Below are 20,630 nucleotides of genomic sequence, written 5' to 3' on the forward strand. Positions count from 1 at the left end.
CAGGGAGCCGTGGCAGGTGCCGGCGGCGCCGGCCTCGGACTGCATCTGGATGACGTCCACGGTGGAGCCGAACAGGTTCTTCCGGCCCTTGGCGGACCACTCGTCCACCTTTTCCGCCATGGGGGAAGACGGCGTGATGGGGTAGATGGCCGCGACTTCGGTGAAGGCGTAAGCCACATGCGCCGCTGCCGTGTTACCATCCATGACAACGATTTTTTTGCTCATGTTTCATTTCCTTTCTGACATCATAAATCCAGCCGGCGTGACGGCTGCGCCAGGGGAGCGGGAAGGCATAGGGACTGGTAGTTTCCATTATACGGAATAAAATTCCATAAAAATGCGATAAAAATATTCACAAGCTGCCAGTCTTGTGGTATACTCATCATAGGCTTTTCCGCGTTTCTTGTCAAGCATTTGTCAAGCAACTTTGAAAAATGAGCATTTTGCACGAAAGGAAGAGGAAATTATGGCGAAAGAGCAGGTATCCAGCATTCTTCGCGCCCTGCAGATCCTGGAGTGTTTCATGGATAGAGAGACCGAATGGACACTGAAGGAGCTGGTGGATCATCTGGATCTGCCCACCACAACGGTGTTCCGCCAGGTATCCACCTTGGCGGACCGGCAGTATCTGGTGCAGGACCCTGTCCGCAAGAGCTACCAGGTGGGGCCCCGGCTGATGCTGCTGGCCAGCGCGATCCTGGGCCAGTCCGATCTGCGCCGGGTGGCCCGGCCGGAGCTGGAGCATCTCAGCGACACGGTGCACGAGACCATCAACCTCAGCGTACTGCTGGAGCACGACATCTTCTATTTGGATAAGGTGGAGACCCACCGCTCCATCGTCTGCAACACCCAGATCGGCGGCCGGGCGCCGGCCTACGCCACCAGCAGCGGCAAGGTCATGCTGGCGGGGCAGAAGGCGGAGTACATTGAGGAGTACTGCCAGTGGATGGGCCGCAAGGCCAAGCCGCTGACGGAAAACACCATCACCGATCCCGAGAAGCTGCGGGGCGAGCTGGTCCAGGCCCGCCTGCGGGGTTACGCCATGGACAACGGTGAGATCGAAGAGGGTCTCATCTGCGTGGCGGCGCCGATTTATGATATGAACCGCAAGATCCTGGCGGCAGTGAGCATCTCCGGCCCCGATTACCGGATGAAGGAAGACGAGGAATTCATGATCCGGGAAGTCCGGCAGACGGCGGAAAATATCTCCCGCCTGCTGGGCTTCCGGGGCTGAGACAGCCTGCCCCGGCGGTTGAGAATTTAAAAATGATCTAAGGAGAGACACATGGAACAAAGCACATACTTGAACTCCGTCTTTGGATTGACGGGGAAGACGATCCTGGTCACCGGCGCCGGCGGCGGCATCGGCCTGGCCATCAGCGAGGGCCTGGCCAACGCCGGTGCGGAGGTGGCGCTGTGCAACCGCACCGTGTCCAAGTGCCAGCCTTTGGCGGACCGCATCAACGCCGCCGGCGGCCGGGCCACCGTCCACCACCTGGACATTACCAGCCTGGACAGCATCCGCGCCTGTGTGGACGAGGTGGTAAAGACCTACGGCAAGATCGACGTGCTGTTCAACGTGGCGGGCATCAACAAGCGGGAGGGCCTGCTGGACGTTGAGGAGACCACCTATGACCGCATCATGGACACCAATCTCAAGGGCCTGTTCTTTATGAGCCAGGCGGTGGCCAAAGAGATGTACAAGCGCAAGAGCGGCAGCATCGTCAACATCGGCTCTCATAACGACGAGGGGATGCTGGGCGGCTGCTCCGTCTATGGCGCCGCCAAGAGCGGCGTGGTAGCACTGACCCGGGCCATGGCGGTGGAATTTGCCCAGTACGGCATCCGGGCAAACGCCATCAGCCCCGGCCACATCCTGACGGAGCTGACCCAGGTGACCTGGGACCATCCCACCCGGGCGCCCTGGCTGCGGGAGCGCATCGCCATGAAGCGTCCCGGCCTGCCGGAGGAACTGGTGGGCATGGCGATCCTGCTGGCGTCCGACGCATCCTCCTATATGACCGGCCAGGCCTACCACATCGACGGCGGCTGCCTGTGCGGCGGCGCGCCCTGGGAGTACGACACAAACTATTAAGCGGCATGAAAACAGGAAAGCGGGTGGCCGACGGCCACCCGCTTTCCTGTATGATATAGAGAAAGGAGAGGGAAAATGGTTTGGATCACAAGCGTTCCTGCTTGTTGAATTCATCATACAGGCCGGGAGGGCGAAAGTCAACGACCTAGGCGCAAGCTTCACAATTTGTTTACAACAGGCTGAAAATTCAAGGTTTTGTTCATAAAACGTTCAAAAAAATATCGCGAATCGCACATTGACACCGCGTGGTGCCCATGGTATTATTTAGCGTGCTAAAAATTAGTGTGCTAAATAATGAGGGAGGCGTTTTTATGAGTTGGAGCAGTGTGCTGGGGCCCTCCCTGGGCCGGGCGGCCCATTTGGCCCGGGCCAGCATGGACGCCCGCATGTCCCGGTATGAGATGACACCGGCCCAGAGCCATGTGCTGATGTACCTGTGCCTTCACGGTAAGCAGGCGCCCCAGTGTGAGGTGACCGCCCACCTGCGGGTGAAGCCCTCCACCGCCAACGGCGTTTTGGACCGCATGGTGGATAAGGGGCTGGTGGAGCGCAGCGTCAGCGGCAGCGACGCCCGCCGCCGCCTCATCACCATCACGGAGAAGGGACTGGCCCTGCAGGAGCAGTCCCGGCGGAGCTTCCAGGAGGTGGAGGAGGTCATCGTCCGGGGCTTGACGGCGGAAGAGGTGGACACCTTCCGGTCCCTTCTGGACCGTATCACGCGAAATCTGGAGGAGGATCAAACCGCATGTTGAAAAAACTATGGCCTTACGCAAGGCAGTACCGCGCCTGCATCCTGGCAGGCATCGTTTGCAGCGCGTCAGAGGCGGTCTTTGAGCTGCTGATCCCGCTGGTGATGAGCGACATCGTGGATGTGGGCATCGCCGCCGGGGACCAGAACTATATTTTGAAAAAGGGCGTCCTCATGGTGGTGATGGCGCTGGTCTCTTTGTCCTTCGGCCTGGGCTCCGCGGCCCTTTCCGCCGTGGCGGGCCAGGGCTTCGGCGCCAATTTGCGCACGGCGGAGTACGACCACATTCAAAATTACGCCTTTTCCAATATTGAGAAGTTTTCCACCGCCTCACTGGTGACCCGCTTGACCAACGATGTCAACAGCATGCAGATGACGCTGATGATGGGCATGCGGCTTTTGGTGCGGGCGCCGGTGATGCTGGTCTCGGCCCTCATTTTGTCCATTCGAATCAGCCTGCAGCTGAGCAATGTGTTCCTGGTGGCGCTGCCCCTGCTGGCGGCGGCAGTGGCGCTGATCCTTTCCAAGGCCGGCCCCCTGTTCCGCGCCCTCCAGGAGCGGACCGACGCGCTGAACCTGGTGGTCCAGGAGAATCTGACCGGCATCCGGGTGGTGAAATCCTTCGCCCGGGAGGACCACGAACGGGAGAAGTTCGCAAAGCGCAACCAGGATTTGAAGGGGACCTCCCAGAAGGCCTTCGGCATGGTGGTCATCAACATGCCCATCATGATGCTCATTGTTTACGGCACCATCATCGCCGTCATGTGGTTTGGCGGCAAGATGGTCTACGCCGGCACCCTGGCGCCCGGCAAGCTCATGACGTATTTCACCTATATCACCCAGATCATGATGTCGCTGATGATGGTCTCCATGATGTTCATGATGATGACCCGGTCCGTGGCCTGCGCCAAGCGTATCGTGGAGGTGCTGGACGAGGTCCCCGCCATCACCGACGCTTCCGCCGATCCCACCGCCCGGGTGGCCGACGGCAGTATCGATTTTGACCATGTCTCTTTCAAATATAACCCGGAGAGCCCGGAGTGGGTCCTGCGGGATGTGGACCTCCACATCGCCTCGGGCCAGACGGTGGGCATTCTGGGGGGCACCGGCAGCGCCAAGACCACCCTGGTGTCCCTCATCCCCCGGCTGTATGAGGCGGACGAGGGCACCGTGTCCGTGGGCGGCCGCCCGGTGAAGGACTACTGCCTGGAGCACCTGCGGGAGGAGGTGTCCGTGGTGCTGCAGAAGAACACATTGTTCTCCGGCACTATCCGGGAAAACCTCCTGTGGGGTGACTCCAACGCCACGGAGGAGCAGTTGTGGAGCGCCTGCCGCGCCGCCTGCGCCGACGAGTTTTTGGAGAGGATGCCCAACGGCCTGGACACCGACCTGGGCCAGGGGGGCGTCAATGTCTCCGGCGGACAAAAGCAGCGGCTGTGTATCGCCCGGGCCATTTTGAAGCAGCCCAAGGTGCTGATTTTGGACGATTCCACCAGCGCCGTGGACACCGCCACGGACGCCAAGATCCGCGCTGCCTTCGCCAACGAGCTGAAGGATACCACGAAGATCATCATTGCCCAGCGGGTGACCTCCATCTGCGAGGCCGACTTGATCCTGGTGATGGACAACGGCCGCGTGGTGGCCCAGGGCACCCACCGGCAGCTGATGGAAAGCTGCGGCATTTATCGGGAAGTCTATGAATCCCAGCAGGAAGGAGTGAGCATCCGTGGCTGAGAACAAATCGATGCGTCCCGGCGGATTTGGCCCCGGCCCGGGGGGACCGGGCCACGGTCCCGGCCACGGGCCCCGGGGCGGCTTCCAGAAGCCCAAGGACCTACGGGGCACGCTGGGCAGGCTCATGCGCTACCTGGGGCGGTATAAGGCGTTGCTGGCGCTGGTGGTGGTTTTGCTGGTGGTCAGCTCCGCCTGCAACGTGGGCGGGTCCTACCTGCTCAAGCCCCTTATTAACGACTATATCCTCCCCGGCGATTTCCCGGGCCTTGCCAGAGAGCTGTGCCTCATGGCATTGATCTATATCACAGGTGCCGTCTGCTCTTACGCCTACGCCCGCATCATGGTCCACGTGTCCCAGAACACCGTGGCCAAGATCCGGGAGGACCTGTTCGACAAGATGCAGCGCCTGCCTTTGAGGTACTTTGACACCCACACCCACGGTGAGCTCATGAGCCGCTACACAAACGACATCGACACGGTGTCCGAGGCGCTGAACAACAGCTTCGCAAGCCTGATCTCCTGCTCTTTGACGTTCCTGGGCATCATCGCCATGATGATCGTGCTGAGCCCCATTCTCACGGCCATCACCTTCGCCATGCTGGCGGTGATGCTGCTGGTGGTCAAGGTGGTGGGCAGCCGCAGCCGGCGGTATTTTGCCGCCCAGCAGAAGGCCATCGGCGAGGTGAACGGCTATATCGAGGAGATGATCGAGGGCCAGAAGGTCATCAAGGTCTTTAATCACGAGGAGGCCGCCAAAGAGGGCTTCCGCCGACGGAACGAGGCCTACCGCAGGGCGGGCACCCTGGCCCAGATCTTCGCTGGCATCATGCCCCCCGCCATGGGCAACCTCAGCCACGTGAACTACGCCGTCACCTGCTGCGTGGGCGCCATCCTGGCCATCCGCAGCGGCGACTTGGGCGGCCTCGCGGCCTTTTTGCAGTACACGAAGCAGGTCAGCCAGCCCCTCAACCAGATCTCCCAGCAGGTGAACACCATCCTCTCCGCCGTGGCCGGCGCTGAGCGCATCTTCGAGGTCATGGAGACGGAGCCGGAGGCGGACAATGGCAAGGTGAAGCTGGTGCGGGTCACGGAGGACCGCTCCGGACACTTGACGGAGGCGGACTTTGACACCGGCGCCTGGGCCTGGAAAAAGCCCGACGGCACGCTGGTAAGCGTCCGGGGCGATGTGCGGTTCGACCACGTGGTGTTCGGCTACGACCCCCGCAAGACAGTGCTGCACGATGTGTCCCTCTTCGCAAAGCCCGGCCAGAAGATCGCCTTCGTAGGTTCCACCGGCGCCGGCAAGACCACCATCACCAACCTCATCAACCGCTTTTACGAGATCCAGTCCGGCACCATCACCTATGACGGCATCGACGTGCGGGATATTGAAAAGGACTCCCTGCGCAGGTCCCTGGGCGTGGTGCTCCAGGATACCCACCTCTTTACCGGCACCGTGGCGGACAACATCCGCTACGGCCGCCTGGAGGCCACCGACGAGGAGGTGGAGGCCGCCGCCCGCCTGGCCGGGGCGGACACCTTCATCCGCCACCTGCCCCACGGGTATCAGACGGTGCTCTCCGGCGACGGCGGCAACCTCAGCCAGGGAGAGCGGCAGCTTTTGAACATCGCCCGGGCCGCCTGCGCCAACCCGCCGGTGCTCATTCTGGATGAGGCCACCAGCTCCATCGACACCCGGACGGAAAAGCTCATCGAAAAGGGCATGGACCGGCTCATGGCGGGCAGGACCGTGTTCGTCATTGCCCACCGCCTCTCCACCGTCCGCAACGCCAAGGCCATCATGGTCCTGGAGCAGGGCCGGATCATCGAGCGGGGCGACCACGATGACTTGATCCAGCAGCACGGCAGATACTATCAGCTCTATACAGGCCAAGCGGAATTGGATTAAACGCAGAGTCCCCCGCGCCCAATGGGCGCGGGGGACTTGCTCAGTATGTCCAGTTGTCGGGGGTATCGGGATAACTGCTCCATCCGTCCGGCCAGGTCAGCTCCATGCCGCTGTCGCTGAGAAAGCATGGGATTCCCGGATAGATGCTCTCCCGGCCATATTCGTCGGCAGCAACAGCGGCGAAGCAGAGGGCGTCGCCTGCCGCCAGCTGAAGCTGCAGGTCCGGCAGCACGTAGCAGAAGTCATAGCTGTCAAAGCCCAGGAAGTGGTCGGGGATCTCGCAGGGCTCCGCCCAGGCCACCAGCTCCTTGTTTTTGAAAAGCCCCATCCGCAGCTCTGTCACCGCGGCGGTGCCTTGCGGCATCGGGTCCAGCATTACATATTCCACAGGCGTCTTGTCCGGAGCGGGAATGGTGAAAAGGAACGGCTCTGTCAGCGCGGAGCGGCTCAGATTGTCGAAGATGTCCGCATACGCGTAAGGCAGTGTCTCGCTGTACAGCCCGGAGTAGGTGTCCAGCAGCTGGGTCTGGCGCTCGCCGCCGCTTTCGAATACGATATACAGGCTGATGTCGTCCGTCAGGGCAACCGTGGCCTCTCCGGTGAAGGTCTGGCCTTGGGGGGAGAAGGGACCGAAGGTGAATTTGACCGCTTCGTTCTGGACCTCCAGCCAGGCGGTCATCCCTTGGGAGAAGGTCTTGGGAATGGCCCGGAAGGAGAAGGTGACCATGTTTTCCCGGCAGTCGGTGGAGACGACCTGGGTGCTGTAATCGGCAGTGAGGTCGTTTTGGGATTTTAAAAGCTCCTCCACACGGTCGGAGATGCCGCCGATCTGGCTGTTGACGGAATAGGTGACATTGTTGACGGCGTTTTGGAGCGTGTCATACTGCCGGTCCATCCGGTCCAGCCGCTGAAAAAGGCTCCACCCGGCAAAGAGCAGCACTGCCGCCGCCAGTACCCAGGGCCAGCGGCGCCGGGGCCTTGGCTTGGGCAGGGCGGCGATATAGCGGTCCACGATCTCCTCCACCATGTTGAGCTGCCGTTCTGTCAGCTCCCCGGCGGGGGCCGTCTCCGGGGCGGCGTCCTCCTCCACCCCCAGCAGCCATCCCACGGATACGCCGAAGAGGCGGGACAGGGCGATGAGCTTGTCGATCTCCGGCAGGGCGGCGTCGGATTCCCACTTGTAAATGGCCTGGCGGGATAGCCCCAGGCTCTGCCCCAGCGCCTCCTGGGAAAGACCCTGTTCCTTGCGTTTTTGGGCGATGCGCTGTCCGACTGTCATGGGGCCACCTCCTTTTTGCCTTCATGATACCAGATTTTCCGCCCCGGCGCCACCAACCGCCGGATTTCTTTTTGTCAACCGCCGGTTAGCAGGGGAAAAAAGGGTTGAGAAAGGCCCTGGACCGTGCTACACTGATGGGCGGCCAATTGGCGAATCTCTCTGAAAAGGGGCATACGAAACAACATGAAGCAGGAATTACGGGACTTGACCCGGGGACCTTTGGGAAAGCAGATCTTCCTGTTCAGCTTCCCTCTGATCCTCTCCAACCTCTTGCAGGTCCTTTTCAATATGGCGGACATCGCCGTGGTGGGCCGGTTTGCCGGTCCCATCGCCCTGGGGGCCGTGGGCTCCACAGCCATTCTGGTGTCGCTGTTCACCGGGTTTCTCATCGGCATGTCCGGCGGCGTCAACGTGCTGACGGCCCTGCACTTCGGTGCCCGGGACAAAAAGGCTTTGGCGGAGACGGTCCACTCGGCGGCGATTTTGTGCGCCCTGGCGGGACTGGCCTTTTTGGGCTTCGGGGTGCTGTTCGCCCGGAACATCCTGGCACTGATGAACACCAAGCCGGAGCTGATCGACGGAGCCGCCTTGTACCTGCGGATCTACTTCCTGGGCATGCCGGCCCTGGCTGTTTACAACTACGGCAACGCCGTGTTCTCCGCCGTGGGCGACACGAAGCGGCCGCTTTTGTACCTGTCCATTGCCGGCGCGCTGAACGTGACGCTGAATCTGGTTTTTGTCATTGCCTGCGGGATGGACGTGGCGGGTGTGGCGCTGGCCAGCATCCTCTCCCAATATGTGTCCGCCGCGCTGATCCTGCTGGCCCTGCTGCGCCGGGGCGGGGAGGACTACGGCCTGCGGCTGCGGGAGCTGCGCCTGAGCCGCAGCCGCTCCAAGGCCATTTTGCGCATCGGCCTGCCCGGCGGACTGCAAAACGCCATTTTCGCCATCGCCAATCTCTTCATCCAGGTGGGCGTCAACTCCTTTGACGCCACCATGGTGGCCGGCAATTCCGCCGCCACCAACCAGGACCCTATCGTCTACGACGTGATGGCGGCGTTCTACACCGCCTGCGGCAGCTTCATCGGCCAAAACTACGGCGCCCGCCGGAAGGACCGCATCAAAAAGAGCTTCCTCATCAGCCTGGCGTACTCCTTCGGCGCCGGTGTGCTGCTGGGCCTCGGCATCCTGGCCGCCGGCCCGCAGTTCCTCTCGCTCTTCACAGCGGAGCCCGCGGTGGTGGAGGCGGGTATGCACCGCCTGCGGGTCATGAGCCTGTCCTACGGCATCTCCGCCTTCATGGACTGTACCATCGCCGCCTCCCGGGGGCTGGGGAAAAGCCTCGCGCCTACGGTCATCGTGCTTCTGGGCTCCTGCGCGTTCCGCATCCTCTGGGTCTACACGGTGTTCGCCCATTTTGGGACCATCACGTCCTTGTACCTGCTGTATGCCTTCTCCTGGGCCATCACGGCCGTGGCGGAGATCTGGTACTTCCTGCGGGTCTATCGAAAAGAAGTGGCGCAGCTGTAAAAGGACCGCCGGCACAATGCCTGTGCCGGCGGTTTTCTCATTACAGCTGCTTTTCGTACAGGTTCAAAACGGAGTGGGTATAGCCCATGAAAAAGAAGTCCGTGGAGCCCGCGAAACGGTAGCCCAGGGCGGGATAGAGGTGGTTGGCGGGGACATTGCCCTCCCAGGTGTCCAGCCGCAGGGCGGTCTTGCCCATGGCCCGGGCGGTGTCCTCGGCGAAGCGGACCATCTGCCGGGCCAGGCACCGGCCCTTGCGGTCGGGGTGGATGGTCAGGGTGTGGATGACGGCCACTTGACTGTCCGGAGCGGGAATGGACCAGTTGATCTTCCCGTACTCCGGCAGCTGAAGGCCGTTGAGGTTCATGCTGCCCCAGACGGTGCCGTCGGCGTCCGTGCCCACGTACAACGTGCCGGCCTCCAGAATGCCCTTCGCGGTGTCCATGGTGGGGTATTTACCCTTTTGCCAGTTGGTGTAGCAGACGCCGCTCTCAGCCTCCCAGTCCAAAATGGCGTCGTAAACAGCGGCGACGGCAGGCAGGTCGGCGGCGGTGGCAAGTCGGATCATGGAAATCTTCCTCTCTTTTCGTATGTGTCGTAAAAAACGGCGCGCCGGGGATGCGGCGCGCCGTTTTGCGTGTTATGCCTTTTCCTCGTCGCCGGAGGGCGGCGCATCCTGGGCGGGAGCATCCTCCGCGGGGGCACCCTGGGCGGAAGCATCCTGGGCGGGCTCCGCCGGGGCCTCAATCTTCTGGGAGACCATGTGGACCTTCTTGGCGGGGGCTTCAATGCCCTCGGGACGGGTCTGGGTGGAGGCGTAGGGGTCCTCCACCAGCTCCGGGTCCCGGCCCTCGATGATGGCCACCATCTCGGCGCCGGTGATGGTCTCCTTCTCCAGCAGGTAGGCAACCACCTTGTCCATATCCTCCCGGTTGGCCTTCAGGATCTCCACGGCGGCCTGGTAGCACTTGTCCAGGATCTCCTTCACCGCCTTGTCCATCTGGGCGGCGGTGTCCTGGGCGCAGTCCATGCCGTAGCCGCCGTCCAGATACTGATTGCGGCGGGAGGCCAGGGCCATCATGCCGAACTCCTCGCTCATGCCGAACATGGCCACCATGTTCCGGGCTACATTGGTGGCGTCCTGGATGTCCTGGGAGGCGCCGTTGGTCATGGTGTGCATCACCACTTCCTCGGCGGCCCGGCCGCCCATGGACACGGTGATCTTGGCCATGAGCTCGTCCTTGGTGCGCAGCTCTGTCTTGTCCTCCTCGGGCATCAGCAGCGTGTAGCCCAGGGAGCCCTGGGTGTGGGGGACAATGGTGATCTTCTGCACCGGCTCGGTGTTTTTCTGCTTGTAGGCCACCATGGCGTGGCCCACCTCGTGGTACGCCACCAGCTTCTTTTCAAACTCCGTCAGCACGCTGCCCTTTTTCTCCGTGCCGGCGATGACCAGCTCGAAGGCGGCCAGCAGGTCCTCCTGGGTGACCACCTTGCGGCCCTTGCGGACAGCCCGGAGGGCCGCCTCGTTCACCAGGTTGGCAAGGTCCGCGCCCACGCAGCCGGCGGTGGCCAGGGCCACCTTCTTGAGGTTCACGTCCTCGCCCAGCTTGATGTTGCGGGTGTGGACCTGGAGGGTGGCAAGCCGTCCCGCCAGGTTGGGCCGGTCGATGATGATGCGGCGGTCAAAGCGGCCGGGCCGCAGCAGCGCCTGGTCCAGCACCTCAGGGCGGTTGGTGGCGGCCAGCAAAATGACGCCCTTGGTGGGGTCGAAGCCGTCCATCTCCGCCAGCAGCTGGTTCAGCGTCTGCTCCCGCTCGTCGTTGCCGCCCATGCGGTTGTCACGGGATTTGCCGATGGTGTCGATCTCGTCGATGAACACGATGCAGGGGGCCACCTTGCTGGCCTCCTTAAAGAGGTCCCGGACACGGCTGGCGCCCACACCCACGAACATCTCCACAAAGTCAGAGCCGGAGATGGAGAAGAAGGGCACGTTGGCCTCGCCGGCCACGGCCTTTGCCAGCAGTGTCTTGCCGGTGCCCGGAGGGCCCACCAGCAGCGCGCCCTTGGGGAGCTTGGCGCCGATCTCTGTGTATTTTCCGGGGTTGTGGAGGAAGTCGATGATCTCCGTCAGGGATTCCTTGGCCTCGTCCTGGCCGGCCACGTCCCGGAAGGTGACGCCGGTGGACTTTTCCATATACACCTTGGCGTTGGCCTTGCCCACACCGCCGATGCCGCCCATGCCGCCGATACCGCCCTTTTTGCTCATCCACCGCATGGCGATGGAGAACATGAGTATGATGAGCACGAAGGGGAGCACCAGCTCGATGAAGGCGGACAGCAGGGGATTCATCCGGGCCTGGTAGGCCTGGTCATACTCCACGCTGTATTCGTCCAGCAGCTTCACCACTTCATCGTTGGAGCGGATCTGCACGGTGAACAGGCTCAGATTCGTCTGCTGGGTCTGTCCGGCGGCGTCGGTGTAGGTGTAGCAGCTGTTGCCCTGGGCGTCCTTGCCCTTGGTGTATTCCACACCGTCGCTGCCGGTGTAGACATAGCCGTCCTTGGGGGTGATGATGAGGATGTCCTCGGAGGTGTCAAAGTCCACCCGGTCCACCTGCCCCTGCTTCACCATGTCCACGAACTGGCTGTTTTCAATGGTGACGGAGGAGGCCTGGCGGCCGGCGCTGCCGAAATACGCGGTGGCGGAATTGATGATGATGGTCAGCAGCATCGCCCAGCACACCAGGGACACCACGCCCCGCCAGCTGCCGCTGCCGCCGCCCTTTCCGCCGTTTGGGCGGTTCTTGTTATCATTTGGATTCATGTATCGGAACTCCTTTCGGGAAAAGCCACACTTAAAATTATAACGCAGTATACCACAGAAGCGGCTGAGCCACAAGAACGGGGCGGGCTTTTTTGATGAAGTTTCTGTAAATTTAGCTTTATTGTACCCCTCATATATGGTATACTACAAAGTGAATGTCGAAAAACTTTTTTGAGGGAGACTTTATGGACGAGCAGAGGAAAAATGAACTGACCGCCGAGGCTGACGGCATCATCGAAGGACGCAACGCCGTCATTGAGGCCCTGCGCGCCGGCGGCGCCATCGATAAGATCTATCTCCAGAAGGGCGAGACGGACAAGACCCTGGGCCACATCGCCTCCAAGGCCCGTGCCGCCGGCATTGTGGTGGTGGAGGCCGACAAGCGGAAGCTGGACGGCATGAGCCGCACCCACGCCCACCAGGGCGTCATTGCCCTGGCGGCGGTGCGGGAATATGTCAGCGTGGAGAGCATGCTCCAAAGCGCCGCCGACAAGGGCGAAGCGCCGCTTCTGGTGGTGTGCGACGAGATCTCCGACCCCCACAACCTGGGCGCCATCATCCGGACGGCCTCCTGCGCCGGCGCCCACGGCGTCATCATCCCCAAGCGCCGCAGCGCCGGCCTCACCGCCGTGGTGGCAAAGACCTCCGCCGGCGCCGTGGCCTATATGCCCGTGGCCCGGGTCCCCAACATTCCCGCCCTGCTGAAGGACTTGAAAAAGCAGGGGGTGTGGGTGTTCGGCACCTCCGCCCGGGGAAACACCACCCTGTATAACGCGGACTTGAAGGGCCCCGCGGCCATCGTTATCGGCAGCGAGGGCGACGGCATGACCCGCCTGGCGGAGGAGAACTGCGACTTTTTGGTGAGCATCCCCATGAAGGGCCGCATGGACTCCTTGAACGCCTCCGCGGCGGCGGCCATTTTGCTGTATGAGGCGGTGCGCCAGCGCCTGGCCTAAAGAAACACGGAAAGAGGTCTGCCATGGCTCTCAAGGATGAGACGAAAAATCAATATGAGGACTTGACCGCCGGCACGGATGTGCCGGCGGACGGTGATTTCTCCCTGGAGGAGATCCTGGCGGAATACGGCGGCGGCCGCAAGCGGCAGATCCTGCGGGACGTGGAAGCCCGGGTGAATCCCGGACCGGAACCGGTGTTCCAGGAGGAGCCCGCCCCAGAGCGGGAAGCCCTGCCGGCAAAGCAGCCGCCGGAGAAGCCCCGCGGCCGGGCCGGGAAAGCGGAGACGCCGGAGCAGGAGCTGCCCCCCTCGCCCCATCCCATCTCCCTGGAGGAGGTGGTGGGCAGCACCGTGGACGCCGTCATGGAGGAAAACCGGGAGCCCTTGCTGCGGCCCCGGCGGGGCCTGTTCTCCCGGAAACCCCTTCGGGATACGGAGGAGCTGTACGCGCCGCCGGAGCCTGAGGAGATGGAAGAGGAGGAGCCCATCGGCCCGGAGACCGACCTCTCCGAGGCGGCGGACCTGTGCCGCAGCCAGCACCAAAGCCGCAGGGGAATGGTGCCTGCCGCCTTTGCCATGGCTCTGGCGCCGGTGCTGGTGCTGGGCGCCCAGGCCTATGGAGTGACGATCCCCTGGTGGTCCGACTCTCTGAAAAACCAGGCCCTGGCCCTGCTGGGCTGCCTGACCCTTTCCGTTCTGCTGACGCACCAGGTGTTTGCCGAAGGGGCGCGGATGCTGGCAAGAAAGCGGTGTACCAGCGAGCTGCTGGCCTCCCTGTCCGCCGTGGTGTCCGCCCTGGACTGCGGCGCGGTGCTGCTGCTGCCGCAGCGGACGGCGGTGACGCCGTATGCCGCCGTCAGCGCCATGGGACTGGCGTTTGCCCTGTGGGGACTGTCCCGGCGGAGCCGGGGCGCTTACGACACCTTCCGTTCCGCCGCCGTGGACGATGAGCCGCCCTATCTCGTGACGGAGACGGAGAAGGGCGCCTGCAAGCAGCGGGGCGCCGTACCCGGCTTTTACACGGCGGCCTCCGCCGATGATGTGGGCGTTTTGTGGCAGACGGCGCTTTTGCCGGTGGTCCTGGTGGCCACCTTCGTGTTCGCGGGCCTCAGCTCCCTGGGACAGGGGCGGGGCAGTGACTTTTTGCTGAACTGGTCCGCCCTGCTGGCGGCGGGGGCCACCTTCTCCCTGCCGCTGAGCTGGAGCCTGCCCTGGTCCCGCCTGGCCCGCCACCTGCAAAAGGCCGGCTGCGCCGTGGCCGGCTGGGCGGGCGCGTCGCGGATCGCCGGCCGCAAAAGCATGATCGTGACGGACAGCGACCTCTTCCCGCCGGGAACCATACAGCTCAACGGCGTGAAGGTGTTCGGCGAGGAACTGTCCAAGGCCGCCTCCTATGCCGCGACCCTGGCCCGCTGTGCCGGCTGCGGCCTGGAGCGGCTGTTTGACGGCCTTGTCCGCAGCGAGGGAGGCCGTTACGAGGAAGCGGTGGACTTCAGCTTTTACGAGGAGGGCGGCTATTCCGCCGCCATCCATGGGGAGTCCGTGCTGCTGGGCACCGCCTCCTTCATGCGGAAGATGGACGTGCGGCTCCCGGCCGGCATCAACTTGAAAACCGGCATCTTTCTGGCGGTGGACCGTCAGCTGGCCGCTGTTTTCGCCGTGAAGTACAACGCGGCGGAAAACGTGGACTTCGCCCTGCGGATGATGCGCCGCAGCCATATCACTCCCATCCTGGCCGCCCGGGACCCCAACATCACCCCGGCGCTGCTGAAGCGGAAGTTTTACAAAAAGGTGAAGGTGGAATACCCGGACCTAAGTGCCCGGGTAGCCCTCAGCGAGGCGGAGCAGGACCGGGGACTGCCCCGGGCCCTGCTGTTCCGGGAGGGCCTTTTGCCCTATGCCGAAACCGTGGTGGGCAGCCACCGGCTGTGCCGGGCGGCCCGCCGGGGCGTGGGGCTGTCGCTGCTGGGCAGCGCGGCGGGCACGCTGCTGGCCTTCTATATGGCGTTTTTGGGGAAGTACAGTCTCATGACGCCGCTGGCCCTGCTGGCGTTTTTGCTGCTGTGGGTGCTGCCGGTGCTGCTGATGAGCGATTGGGCGGGCCGGTACTGAACCGATCAAACCAACCAAAGAGCGCGGAGCTGTCCGGAAGCTGTCCGGGCAGCTCCTTTTTTTGGAAAAACTTCCCCTCTGTGCCGTCGCTTTTTTGCGGCTTTGCTAAAAATTTGACGCGATTTTTCTCCCTCCTGCCTAAAATGTGGAACCTGCCAAAATTTTAGTTGTATTGCCTGGTTAAACGTTGTATAATTTCTACATTAGGCAATCTGACGCTTGTCAATGAGACCTATCACGGTCCGGCGGTACGCCCCGGGCCGGTCAACAGCCCTATCATTAAGGAGTGGAACGAACATGAGCTATTCTGTACAAAACATCCGCAACGTCTGCCTGCTGGGTCACAGCGGAAACGGTAAGACCGCCCTGGCAGAGAGCCTGCTTTACATGACCGGCGCCATCGACCGCATGGGCCGTGTGGCGGACGGCAACACCGTCTGCGACTACGATCCCGAGGAGACCAAGCGCCAGATCTCCCTGTCCACCGCCGTGGCGCCCCTGGAGTACAAGGGCTGCCGGATCAACGTGCTGGATACCCCGGGCGCGTTTGATTTTGCCGGTGAGGTCATGGAGGCCCTGCGGGCCGCGGATGCCGCCATCATCGTCTGCTCCGCCAAGGACGGCGTGTCCGTTGGCCTGGAGAAGGCGTGGAAGTACTGCGAAGAGCGGAACATGCCCCGCTTTATCTATATCTCCAAGACCGATGAGGACAACTCTGACTACAACGCCACCTTCGAGGCCCTGCGTGAGCGCTTCGGCAAGAAGATCGCCCCCCTGGTGGTCCCCATTTGGGATGCCGACAAGCGGGTCACCGGCCTGATCGACGTGCTGAACAAGCGCGCCTATGAGATGCACGACCTCAAGCGGGTGGAGATCGAGGTCCCCGCCGACAAGGAGGACGTCATTGCCGAATTCAACGACGCTTTGAAGGAGTCCGTTGCCGAGACCAGCGAGGAGTTCATGGACAAGTTCTTCGGCGGAGAGGACTTCACCTACGCCGAGATGATCCAGGGCCTGCGCCAGGGCGTCCGGGAGCTGAGCCTGTTCCCCGTGCTGTGCGGCTCCGCCGTCAACTGCATGGGCTCTTTGATGCTGATGGACAACATCGTGGACCTGCTGCCCAACCCCATGGAGGGCAACTACCACAAGGCCACCCGCGCCGACGGCGAGACCGAGGAGTTCGTGGTCTCCCCCGGCGGCGTGCCCACCGCGTTCGTGTTCAAGACCGTTTCCGACCAGTACGGCAAGTACTCCTTCGTGAAGGTCCTCTCCGGCTCCATCACCCCCGACCTGCCCATGGTCAACGCCCGCACCGGCGCCGCTGAAAAGCTGGGCCGCCTGTATGTCATGCGGGGCAAGAAGGCCACCGAGGTCAAGGAGCTCTCCTGCGGTGACATCGGCGCCATCGCCAAGATGGACAAGGTCAAGACCGGCGACACCCTGTGCGACGCCCGTAAGGTCGTGGCACTGAAGAACATCCCCTTCGCCGAGCCCTGCTACTCCGTGGCCATCGTGCCCAAGACCCGGGGCCAGGAGGACAAGATCGCCCAGGGCCTGGGCCGTCTGAATGAGGAAGACCCCACCTTTACCGTTGTCAACAACGGCGAGACCCACCAGATGGTCCTCTCCGGCGCCGGCGATATGCAGGTGGATGTGCTCATCAGCAAGCTGAAGAGCCGCTTCAACGTGGAGGCCGACCTGAAGCCCGTCCGGGTGCCCTACCGGGAGAAGATCCGCAAGACCGTGCAGAAGCAGGGCCGTCATAAGAAGCAGACCGGCGGCAGCGGCCAGTTCGGCGACGTGTGGATTCGTTTCGAGCCCCAGACCGAGCAGGACGACATGATCTTTGCTGAGGAAGTGTTCGGCGGCTCCGTGCCCAAGAACTTCTTCCCCGCTGTGGAAAAGGGCCTGCGTGAGGCCTGTGTCCACGGTCCTCTGGCCGGCTATCCCGTGGTGAATCTGAAGGCCGTGCTGTACGACGGCTCCTATCACCCCGTGGACTCCTCCGAAATCGCCTTTAAGACCGCCGCGCAGCTGGCCTATAAGGCCGCCCTGCCCGAGGCCAACCCCGTCCTGCTGGAGCCTGTGGGCGAGCTGAAGGTCACCGTGCCCGACAGCTACATGGGCGACGTCATCGGCGATCTGAACAAGCGCCGGGGCCGTGTCATGGGTATGGACCCCACCGGCGACGGCAGCCAGGTCATCTCCGCCGAGGTCCCCATGGCGGAGATGGGCAGCTACGCCATCGACCTGCGGTCCATGACCCAGAGCCGCGGCAGCTTCACCTTCCACTTCGTCCGCTACGAGGATTGCCCCCCTGCGGCCCAGGAGAAGGCCATCGCCGAAGCGAAGGCCCTGGCTGAGCAGCAGTAAAGGATATGCCACCCATACGGGGAGCCGGTTGGCTCCCCGTATTTTGGGATATATCCGGCGGGCCGCGGCCTGTGAAAAGTTTTAAATTGTTGCATAAGCAACTAGCCAATATTAGAATCTGCTGTTATACTTGTACCATCCTAAACGGGATATGAAATTGATTCGATCAATCAGTTGATTTTAAAATTAAAAGGAGGATCATTATTATGAAAAAGTGGGTTTGCCAGGTTTGCGGCTATGTTTGGGAAGGCGAGACTCCTCCCGAGAAGTGCCCTCAGTGCGGTGTTCCCGCCTCCAAGTTCACTGAGCAGAAGGGTGAGATGAGCTGGGCTGCCGAGCACGTTGTGGGCGTGGGCAAGTCCTTTGGCGCTGACGTGCCCGAGGAAGTCCAGAAGGAGATCATCGACGGTCTGAATGCCAACTTCATGGGCGAGTGCACCGAGGTGGGCATGTATCTGGCCATGGCCCGTGTGGCCCATCGCGAGGGTTATCCCGAGATCGGTGAGTATTGGCGCCGCGCCGCTCTGGAAGAGGCTGAGCACGCTGCCAAGTTCGCCGAGCTGCTGGGCGACGTCGTCACCGACTCCACCAAGAAGAACCTGGAGATGCGCGTTGAGGCCGAGAACGGTGCTACCGCCGGCAAGTTTGAGCTGGCTAAGCTGGCCAAGAAGTACAACCTGGACGCCATCCACGACACCGTCCATGAGATGGCCCGCGACGAGGCCCGCCACGGCAAGGCGTTCGCCGGCCTGCTGAAGCGTTACTTCTGATTAGACGGGGGATACTTGTATGGATAAGTATGTTTGCCCCTGCGGCTATGTCTACGATCCCGCTGTCGGTGATCCCGACCACGGCGTTGCTCCCGGCACACCCTGGGAGCAGGTCCCCGCGGATTGGGTCTGCCCCGTCTGTGAGATGGGTAAGGACGTGTTTGAAAAGGAATAAGCGCGTTTCACATGATGAAAAACAACAGCCGCTGCATTTCGCAGCGGCTGTTGTTTTTTCACTGAAAAAGCGGCTTTTCAAGAAGCCTTGCGGGTACGGAGCTTTTTGATCTGGGCACTGATCAAGGGCCAGGCCAAAGAGATGACGATCAGCAGCATGAACACCACGCAGATGGGGCGGGTGAACAGCAGCAGGAAATTGCCTTTGAACATCACGTTGGTCTGGGCCAGCTTCGGTTCGAAAATAGGACCCAGGATCAAGCCCAGGGCGATGGGAGACAGGGGGAAGCCGCATTTGCTGAGCAGGTAGCTGACGGTGCCCACTACAAACATGATCCACACGTCGAACCAGTTGTGGTTGCAGGCGAAGGAGCCTACCACGCACAAGACCAGGATGATGGGGACCAGGATCTCCCGGGGGACGCGGACCACGTTTCCAGCCACCTTGCAGTAGGCCAGACCCACCACGTACATGAGGATGTTTACCAGCAGGAAGCCGGCCATCAGCGCGTACACCGTCTTGGCGTTGTTGGTGAAGAGGGTGGTGCCGGGACGAAGGCCGTTTACATACAGCACGCCCAGGTACAAAGCGGCCGGGGCGCTGCCGGGGATACTCAACGTCAAAAGCGGGATCAAGGAGGCGCCGGTAACGGCATTGTTGGCGGATTCCGAGGCCATGAGGCCGTCCACCTCGCCCTTGGTGTAATTCTCCGGATGCTTCGAGGACCGCTTGGACTCATTATAAGCCAGGAACGCGGCCACGTCGGCGCTGGCGGCGGGAATGATGCCGATGACCACGCCGATGATGGAGGACTTGATGATGGTCACGGCGTGGGAGAGCATTTCCTTCAAGGGGACCCGCATGGAGCCGACCTTGATGCGCTCCTGCTTGTGCTCATGCCCACGGGACCGGACGATCTCCTCCACCAGGTTGAAGACCTCCGGCAGGGAGAATACGCCGATCAGCACGGGGACCAGGGATAACCCGCCGATCAGATTGTAGTTTCCGAAGGTAAAGCGGGCATAGCCGTTGATGGGGTCCTGGCCGATGCAGGCGAGAAGCAGGCTTAAAAACGCGATGATGGCGCCCTTGAGCATGTTGCCGGCGGTCAAGGAGGAGACCACTGTCATGCCGAAGATCGCCAACATCATGGTCTCCGGCGCGCCGAATTTTAAAGCGAAGGCCGCCAGGGCGGGAGCGAACAGCAGCAGCGCCACGGAACTGACGATACCGCCGCACACGGAGGCGGCGGTGCACAAGTGCAGCGCTTGCCCCGCCTGCCCCCGCTTGGCCATGGGAAAGCCCTCCCAGGCAGTGGGAACGGAGGCGGGTGTGCCGGGGATGCCCAGCAGGACAGCGGAAATGGAGCCGCCGAAAATAGCGCCGCAAAACACGCCGCTCATCAGCAGCATGGCGGTATCAGCTTCCAGATAATAGGAGAAGGGGACCATGACAGCCACGCCCATGGTGGCGGTCATGCCGGGCAGAGAGCCGACGAACACGCCAAAGAGCAGGCCGATCATGATAAACATCAGATTCTGCGGCTGCAGCGCAGTGGCAAAGCCGGATAAGATCAATTCCAATTCCATAATGATACCTCACTTGTGCCGCCGTCTCAAATCAGCAATCCCGCGGGCAGCAGGATCCCCAGCAGGTTGTTGAACATAAAGTACAGAAACAGGGTGGTGCCCAGGCTGATGCCCGCCACCACATACCACTTTTTGATACGCAGAAAGACCAGTGTGACGGCGATAAACAGCACGGAACTGGTGATGTAGCCCAGGACCTTTATCAAGAGGGCATAGGCGATCAAAGCGGCACAGATAACCGCAACATCCTGTATCACAGCCAGCGCGACACGCTTTTCCTCCGCACTTTGCGTACTTGTATCCTCCCTGTGGCGCGCCGCGATGGATTTTGCCAGCAGAGCCACGGTAAAAATCGCACACAGAATGATCAGTACCTGGGGATAGATACGGGCCACCTGCTTCAGTCCGATGCTTTCCACAAACATCACCACATAGAAGCACAGCAGCAGAATGCACACGATGGAGTCGCGTTTCCAATTTGCCACGTCAGTCACCTCAACTTTGGACACTCGATTCGGATTTTGATTTTAGGCGGGCCGC

At 62.0% G+C, this 20,630-nt stretch carries 17 protein-coding genes; 11 read left to right on the forward strand and 6 right to left on the reverse strand.

The window, feature by feature from the left end; all coding sequences use genetic code 11:
• On the reverse strand, nucleotides 1–225 hold a 225-nt coding region (locus ACTQ4R_RS08485), incomplete at its 3' end, for a hypothetical protein (protein WP_441627690.1).
• Nucleotides 226–466: 241 nt separating this feature from the next.
• Here ACTQ4R_RS08485 and ACTQ4R_RS08490 point away from each other — a divergent pair.
• The 5 genes from ACTQ4R_RS08490 (at nucleotide 467) to ACTQ4R_RS08510 (ending at nucleotide 6,486) form a co-directional block, all read left to right on the forward strand.
• Nucleotides 467–1,234 carry an IclR family transcriptional regulator gene (locus ACTQ4R_RS08490; protein WP_441627692.1) on the forward strand — a complete coding sequence of 256 codons (768 nt, stop codon included), beginning with the start codon at nucleotides 467–469 and terminating at the stop codon, nucleotides 1,232–1,234.
• 51 nt (nucleotides 1,235–1,285) lie between these two features.
• Nucleotides 1,286–2,095 (forward strand): SDR family NAD(P)-dependent oxidoreductase, encoded by an 810-nt coding sequence (locus ACTQ4R_RS08495; RefSeq protein WP_441627694.1) that lies wholly within the window; start codon nucleotides 1,286–1,288, stop codon nucleotides 2,093–2,095.
• Nucleotides 2,096–2,406: 311 nt separating this feature from the next.
• Nucleotides 2,407–2,847: a MarR family winged helix-turn-helix transcriptional regulator gene (locus ACTQ4R_RS08500; RefSeq protein WP_441627696.1), complete on the forward strand. Its 441-nt coding sequence runs from the start codon at nucleotides 2,407–2,409 to the stop codon at nucleotides 2,845–2,847.
• Complete coding sequence (locus tag ACTQ4R_RS08505; protein ID WP_441627698.1) at nucleotides 2,841–4,577, forward strand: ABC transporter ATP-binding protein; 1,737 nt, start codon at nucleotides 2,841–2,843, stop codon at nucleotides 4,575–4,577. The genes ACTQ4R_RS08500 and ACTQ4R_RS08505 overlap by 7 nt, the downstream gene beginning before the upstream one ends.
• A 10-nt stretch (nucleotides 4,578–4,587) precedes the next feature.
• A complete protein-coding gene (locus ACTQ4R_RS08510; RefSeq protein ID WP_441627849.1) occupies nucleotides 4,588–6,486 on the forward strand; it encodes an ABC transporter ATP-binding protein in 1,899 nt (632 codons plus the stop codon).
• A gap of 40 nt (nucleotides 6,487–6,526) precedes the next feature.
• Here the strand turns inward: ACTQ4R_RS08510 and ACTQ4R_RS08515 are convergent, their stop codons facing one another.
• The gene (locus ACTQ4R_RS08515; protein ID WP_441627700.1) at nucleotides 6,527–7,765 is read right to left on the reverse strand and encodes a helix-turn-helix domain-containing protein; all 1,239 of its coding nucleotides are present in this window, start codon (nucleotides 7,763–7,765) and stop codon (nucleotides 6,527–6,529) included.
• A 183-nt stretch (nucleotides 7,766–7,948) separates the two neighbouring features.
• Between ACTQ4R_RS08515 and ACTQ4R_RS08520 the strand changes: the two genes are divergently transcribed.
• Nucleotides 7,949–9,295 (forward strand): MATE family efflux transporter, encoded by a 1,347-nt coding sequence (locus tag ACTQ4R_RS08520; RefSeq protein ID WP_441627702.1) that lies wholly within the window; start codon nucleotides 7,949–7,951, stop codon nucleotides 9,293–9,295.
• A 40-nt stretch (nucleotides 9,296–9,335) separates the two neighbouring features.
• Here ACTQ4R_RS08520 and ACTQ4R_RS08525 read toward each other — a convergent pair whose 3' ends face one another.
• Nucleotides 9,336–9,860, reverse strand: coding sequence for a GNAT family N-acetyltransferase (locus ACTQ4R_RS08525; protein WP_441627704.1), 525 nt, complete (start codon nucleotides 9,858–9,860; stop codon nucleotides 9,336–9,338).
• A 72-nt stretch (nucleotides 9,861–9,932) separates the two neighbouring features.
• Nucleotides 9,933–12,116, reverse strand: coding sequence for an ATP-dependent zinc metalloprotease FtsH (ftsH, locus tag ACTQ4R_RS08530; protein ID WP_441627706.1), 2,184 nt, complete (start codon nucleotides 12,114–12,116; stop codon nucleotides 9,933–9,935).
• Between the two features lie 185 nt (nucleotides 12,117–12,301).
• Here ftsH and rlmB point away from each other — a divergent pair, with 185 nt between their 5' ends.
• The 5 genes from rlmB (at nucleotide 12,302) to ACTQ4R_RS08555 (ending at nucleotide 18,501) form a co-directional block, all read left to right on the forward strand.
• On the forward strand, nucleotides 12,302–13,072 hold the full coding sequence (gene rlmB, locus ACTQ4R_RS08535; RefSeq protein ID WP_441627708.1) for a 23S rRNA (guanosine(2251)-2'-O)-methyltransferase RlmB: 771 nt from the start codon (nucleotides 12,302–12,304) through the stop codon (nucleotides 13,070–13,072).
• 23 nt (nucleotides 13,073–13,095) lie between these two features.
• Entirely contained in the window at nucleotides 13,096–15,183 is a 2,088-nt protein-coding gene (locus ACTQ4R_RS08540; RefSeq protein WP_441627710.1) for a hypothetical protein, read from the forward strand.
• Nucleotides 15,184–15,480: 297 nt separating this feature from the next.
• Nucleotides 15,481–17,556 carry an elongation factor G gene (locus tag ACTQ4R_RS08545; RefSeq protein WP_441627712.1) on the forward strand — a complete coding sequence of 692 codons (2,076 nt, stop codon included), beginning with the start codon at nucleotides 15,481–15,483 and terminating at the stop codon, nucleotides 17,554–17,556.
• Between the two features lie 206 nt (nucleotides 17,557–17,762).
• The gene (locus ACTQ4R_RS08550) at nucleotides 17,763–18,326 is read left to right on the forward strand and encodes an NADH peroxidase (RefSeq protein WP_441627714.1); all 564 of its coding nucleotides are present in this window, start codon (nucleotides 17,763–17,765) and stop codon (nucleotides 18,324–18,326) included.
• Nucleotides 18,327–18,345: 19 nt separating this feature from the next.
• A complete protein-coding gene (locus tag ACTQ4R_RS08555) occupies nucleotides 18,346–18,501 on the forward strand; it encodes a rubredoxin (RefSeq protein WP_441627716.1) in 156 nt (51 codons plus the stop codon).
• A 77-nt stretch (nucleotides 18,502–18,578) separates the two neighbouring features.
• On the opposite strand, the gene ACTQ4R_RS08560 is transcribed toward ACTQ4R_RS08555, so the two are convergent.
• Both ACTQ4R_RS08560 and ACTQ4R_RS08565 read right to left on the reverse strand, forming a co-directional pair.
• The gene (locus ACTQ4R_RS08560) at nucleotides 18,579–20,090 is read right to left on the reverse strand and encodes a tripartite tricarboxylate transporter permease (protein ID WP_441627718.1); all 1,512 of its coding nucleotides are present in this window, start codon (nucleotides 20,088–20,090) and stop codon (nucleotides 18,579–18,581) included.
• Nucleotides 20,091–20,116: 26 nt separating this feature from the next.
• On the reverse strand, nucleotides 20,117–20,575 hold the full coding sequence (locus ACTQ4R_RS08565) for a tripartite tricarboxylate transporter TctB family protein (protein WP_441627720.1): 459 nt from the start codon (nucleotides 20,573–20,575) through the stop codon (nucleotides 20,117–20,119).
• Nucleotides 20,576–20,630 lie beyond the last annotated feature (55 nt).

The organism is Dysosmobacter sp. Sow4_B12 (assembly GCF_052116665.1).
Classification (GTDB): domain Bacteria; phylum Bacillota; class Clostridia; order Oscillospirales; family Oscillospiraceae; genus Oscillibacter.